Below are 4,463 nucleotides of genomic sequence, written 5' to 3'. Positions count from 1 at the left end.
GGCGGCTGGAAAACCACTATCGCGACATGCAGGACATCGAGTTCACGGTCGAACAGGGCCGGCTGTGGATGCTGCAGACCCGCAACGGCAAGCGCACGGCCAAGTCCGCGCTGAAGATCGCCGTCGACCTCGCCGCCGAGGGGGTGATCTCGCAGGAGGAGGCGATCTCCCGCGTCGAACCCTCGGCCCTCGACCAGCTGCTGCACCCGACCCTCGACCCCAAGGCCAGCCGCACCGTGGTCGCCGCCGGCCTGCCGGCCTCGCCCGGTGCCGCGACGGGCAAGATCGTGTTCGACGCCGACGAGGCCGAGCGTCTGGCCCAGCTGGGTGACGCCGTGATCCTGGTGCGCGAGGAGACTTCGCCCGAGGACATCCACGGCATGCACGCCGCGCGCGGCATCGTCACCGCCCGGGGCGGCATGACCAGCCACGCCGCTGTCGTCGCCCGCGGCATGGGCCGTCCCTGCGTCTCCGGCGCTGGCGAGATCCACATCGACGGCAAGGCCGGCGAGATGCGCGTCCGTGGCCGCACCTGGCGCGCCGGTGACATCATCACCATCGACGGCTCCACCGGCGAGGTGCTGGAGGGCGCGGTGCAGATGATCGAACCCGAGCTGTCCGGTGATTTCGCGACCCTGATGACCTGGGCCGACGGCGTGCGCCGGCTGAAGGTCCGCGCCAACGCCGAAACCGCCCAGGACGCCCGCGCAGCCCGCCAATTCGGCGCCGAAGGCATCGGGCTGTGCCGCACCGAGCACATGTTCTTCGACACCGACCGGATCGCCGCTGTGCGCGAGATGATCCTGGCCGACGACGAGCAGGGCCGCCGCACGGCGCTCGCCAAGATCCTGCCGATGCAGCGTGCCGATTTCGTCGAGCTGTTCGAGATCATGGAGGGACTGCCGGTCACCATCCGCCTGCTCGACCCGCCGCTGCACGAGTTCCTGCCGCACACCGAGGAGGATGTCGCCGCCGTCGCCGCGGCCACCGGCCTAGATCCCGCCAAGCTGATGCAGCGCGCCCGCGAGTTGCACGAGGTGAACCCCATGCTGGGCCATCGCGGCTGCCGCCTGGGCGTCGCCTATCCCGAGATCTACGAGATGCAGGTCCGCGCCATCGTCGAGGCGGCCTGCGAGATCGTCGGCAAGGGCAAGGCTGCTCCCGTGCCGGAAATCATGCATCCTCTGGTCGCCAAGGGCGAGGAGATGAAGTTCCTGCGCGAGCTCACCGATCGGATCGCCAAGGCCGTGATCGCCGAGAAGAAGTGCGAGATCGAGTACCTGGTCGGCACCATGATCGAACTGCCGCGCGCCGCGATCCGCGCCGCCGACCTGGCCGAAAACGCCGAGTTCTTCTCGTTCGGCACCAACGACCTGACCCAGACCACGTTCGGCATCAGCCGCGACGACTCCGGCCGCTTCCTCAACGCCTACATCGAGGCCGGGATCTTTGAGAAGGACCCCTTTGTCAGCCTCGACCAGGAAGGCGTCGGCGACCTGATCCGTATCGCCGTGGAGCGCGGCCGCGCGGCGCGTCCCGACGTCAAGCTCGGCATCTGCGGCGAGCATGGCGGCGACCCGGCCTCGATTGAGTTCTGTGAAAAGGTCGGCCTGGATTACGTGAGCTGCTCGGCCTACCGCGTGCCGATCGCACGCCTGGCCGCAGCCCAGGCGGCCATCGGCGAACGCGAGAAGGACCGCTAGGCGCGACCCCTACGTCCCGCTCACCCCGGCGAGAGCCGGGGCCCAAGCTGAGTTGCGCCTTGCGCGCTGATCGTCCGCTTGGGGTCCGGCTTTCGTCGGGATGAGCAGTGTAAGGGCAGGCCGGGCGGCCGTAAGCTGACCGCTTCTGCGGAGGCGCCTGGATGATTCCCGCATCGAGCTTCGATCCGGCCGCCGCGACTGCGGCCTACCTGGCGCAACTGCCGCCCGAGGCGCACGCCCGCGCCCAGGCCTACACCCAAGGCGGCTATTGGCTGCTGTTGTTCGGCGCGCTGGCGGCGGTCGCCGCGGCATGGCTGGTGCTGCGCTCCGGCCTGCTGGTGCGCCTGCGCAGCAGGATCAACCGACCCTGGCTGGCGGTGCTCGCCGTGATTGCCGTCGACCTGGTGGCCGAGGGCCTGCTGCTGACGCCTTGGGATGTCTACGAGGATTGGGCGCGCGAGCGCAGCTATGGGCTCTCCGATCAGCCTCTGACGGGCTGGCTCACCGAGCACGCTATCGGGCTCGCCGTCTCGATGGTCATTACCTTGCTGCTGGCGAGCGGCCTCTATGCGCTGGCCCGCCGCGCGCCGCGCACCTGGTGGGTGTGGAGCGGCGGGCTCACGGCGGTCTTCGTCGTCCTGTTGATGGTCGCAGCGCCTGTGTTCATCCAGCCGCTGTTCAACACCTATCGCCCGGCGCCGCCCGGCCCGGTCCGCGAGGCGGTGGCGAGGCTGGCCCGCGAAAACGGCGCGCCGGCCGACAAGATCGTGATCTACGACGGCTCGCGTCAGTCCAACCGCTACACCGCCAACGTCTCCGGCCTATTCGGAACCGCGCGGATCGCCATGAGCGACGTGATGTTCGCCAAGGGCGCGGACCTGGGCGAGGTGCGCGCCGTCGTCGGCCACGAGATGGGCCACTATGTCCAGCACCACGTCCTGTGGATGGCCGGCGGCTACGGCCTGCTGGCGATCTTCGCCCTTTGGCTGGTGGATCGGCTGTTTCCCCTGGTCCTGCGGCTGACCGGCGCGCGCGGCGTCGAAGGCCTCGCCGATCCTGCAGGCTTCCCGGCGGTGGGGATCATTGTCACCCTCATGGCGCTGGCGGCGACGCCGTTGACCAACTCCATGACCCGCATCGGCGAGGCCGCCGCCGATCGCTTCTCGCTGGAGCGCGCTCGCGAGCCGGACGGCCTGGCCCGCGCGCTGATGAAGACCGTTGAATACCGCTACGCGACGCCAGGAAATCTGGAGGAGGCGATCTTCTACAGCCACCCTTCGGTCGGCTCACGCATCCGCCGGGCGATGGACTGGAAGGCCGCTCATCCCCCTGGTTCACAGGGGCGCTTGCCGCCTGGGAAGTAAGACCCGACAACGCCGCGCCGCATCCTGGTGGGCGAGGGGTGACACGGCCGTATCTGTCGGCGTGGTGATGACCGGATGCTCGCCTTCGCCAGGGTCGATCGATCATTGAGGGTTTCCGGCGTCACGTCCTAGATTGGTGACCATGTGCAACGCCTACGGCTACCTGGCGCCGATCGACAAGCTGATCGACAGCTTCCGCCAGCTTGACCTGCCGCTAAGGTTCGACGATGGCCGGGTGCCGAATCTGCAGCCTCGCGACCTGATCCGACCTACCGATCCCGCACCGATCCTGCGCGCCCGTAATCCTGGAGAGGGCGCGGCGGCCGGGTTGGAGCTGGTCGAACTGCGCTGGTGGTTGATACCGTTCTTCCATCGCGGGCCGGTGAAGGCCTGGAAGGCGATGACCACCAACGCGCGAGCCGAAACCATCGCCACAACGCCCGCCTATCGCGAAGCCTATGCGCGCCGCCGCTGCCTGGTTCCCGCGACCCACTTCTTCGAATGGACCCCGCTGGATCCCGCCAAGCCCAAGGGGCTGAAGCAGCGCTGGCGGGTCACCGCGCCGGGACAGGAGGTGTTTTACTTCCCGGGCCTGTGGGAGCAGTCGCGTCCCAGCGACCATGACGACCCGCTGCAGAGTTTCACCCTCGCCACCTGCTCGGCTGGCGAGGACGTCAGCCCCTACCACATCCGCCAGCCGGTGATCCTCGACGCGGCGGCCGGCGCGCAGTGGCTGGACCTGTCGGGGCCTGGCGAGGCGCAGCTGCGTCCGCCTCCCGCCGGCACGCTGACATTCACCGCGGACTAGAGCGACAGGGGCGCCTGCAGCGGCGGGACGGGGTTGCGCGCGGTCCCGAACGTCGCCTGGTGGTAGTAGGGATAGCGCCTTGGCGGCTTGCTGACCGTGGTCAGCCGCTCCATCTCCGCGTCGTTCAGCGACCAGCGCGCCGCAGCCAGGTTGTCGGCAAGCTGCGCCTCGGTCCGCGCGCCCATGATCACCGAGGTGACGCCCGCGCGCCGCACGACCCAGTTCAGCGCCACCTGGGCGGCGCTCACGCCCCGCGTTGTGGCGATGTCGTCCAGCACGTCGACGATGGCTCGCGCGCGCTCGTCGTCCACCGTCGACAGGGCGTCGCCGCTCAGCCGGGTGGCCGCGTTCTCGCCGGGCTTGCGGTACTTGCCGGAGAGATAGCCGCTGGCGAGCGGGCTCCAGATCAAGGCGCCGACGCCTTGGTCGAGGCCCAGCGGCAGCAGTTCGTCCTCGGCGTCGCGCCACAGCAGGGAGTACTGAATCTGCTGGCTGGCGTAGCGGGTCAGGCCGATGCGGTCGGAGGCGGCCAGGGACTTCATGGTGTACCAGCCGCTCAGGTTGGATGAGCCGATGTAGCGGACCTTG

General features: G+C 69.2%; 4 protein-coding genes. 3 read left to right on the top strand and 1 reads right to left on the bottom strand.

The genetic code is table 11. The features are described from left to right. From ppdK to Q8M88_RS04320, 3 genes are all read left to right on the top strand, one after another. Window positions 1–1,703: pyruvate, phosphate dikinase (gene ppdK / locus Q8M88_RS04330; RefSeq protein WP_305595019.1), on the top strand; the 1,703-nt coding region annotated here is incomplete at its 5' end. Window positions 1,704–1,864: 161 nt separating this feature from the next. Further along, window positions 1,865–3,067, top strand: coding sequence for a M48 family metalloprotease (locus tag Q8M88_RS04325; RefSeq protein ID WP_305595018.1), 1,203 nt, complete (start codon window positions 1,865–1,867; stop codon window positions 3,065–3,067). A gap of 142 nt (window positions 3,068–3,209) precedes the next feature. Beyond that, window positions 3,210–3,875: an SOS response-associated peptidase gene (locus Q8M88_RS04320; protein ID WP_305595017.1), complete on the top strand. Its 666-nt coding sequence runs from the start codon at window positions 3,210–3,212 to the stop codon at window positions 3,873–3,875. On the opposite strand, the gene Q8M88_RS04315 is transcribed toward Q8M88_RS04320, so the two are convergent. Beyond that, a partial coding sequence (locus Q8M88_RS04315; protein ID WP_305595016.1) for an aldo/keto reductase occupies window positions 3,872–4,463 on the bottom strand: 592 nt, incomplete at its 5' end. The two genes, Q8M88_RS04320 and Q8M88_RS04315, sit on opposite strands and share 4 nt — an antisense overlap.

This window comes from Phenylobacterium sp., from assembly GCF_030693805.1.
Classification (GTDB): domain Bacteria; phylum Pseudomonadota; class Alphaproteobacteria; order Caulobacterales; family Caulobacteraceae; genus Phenylobacterium.
This window is presented reverse-complemented; position numbering and strand designations above follow the sequence as displayed.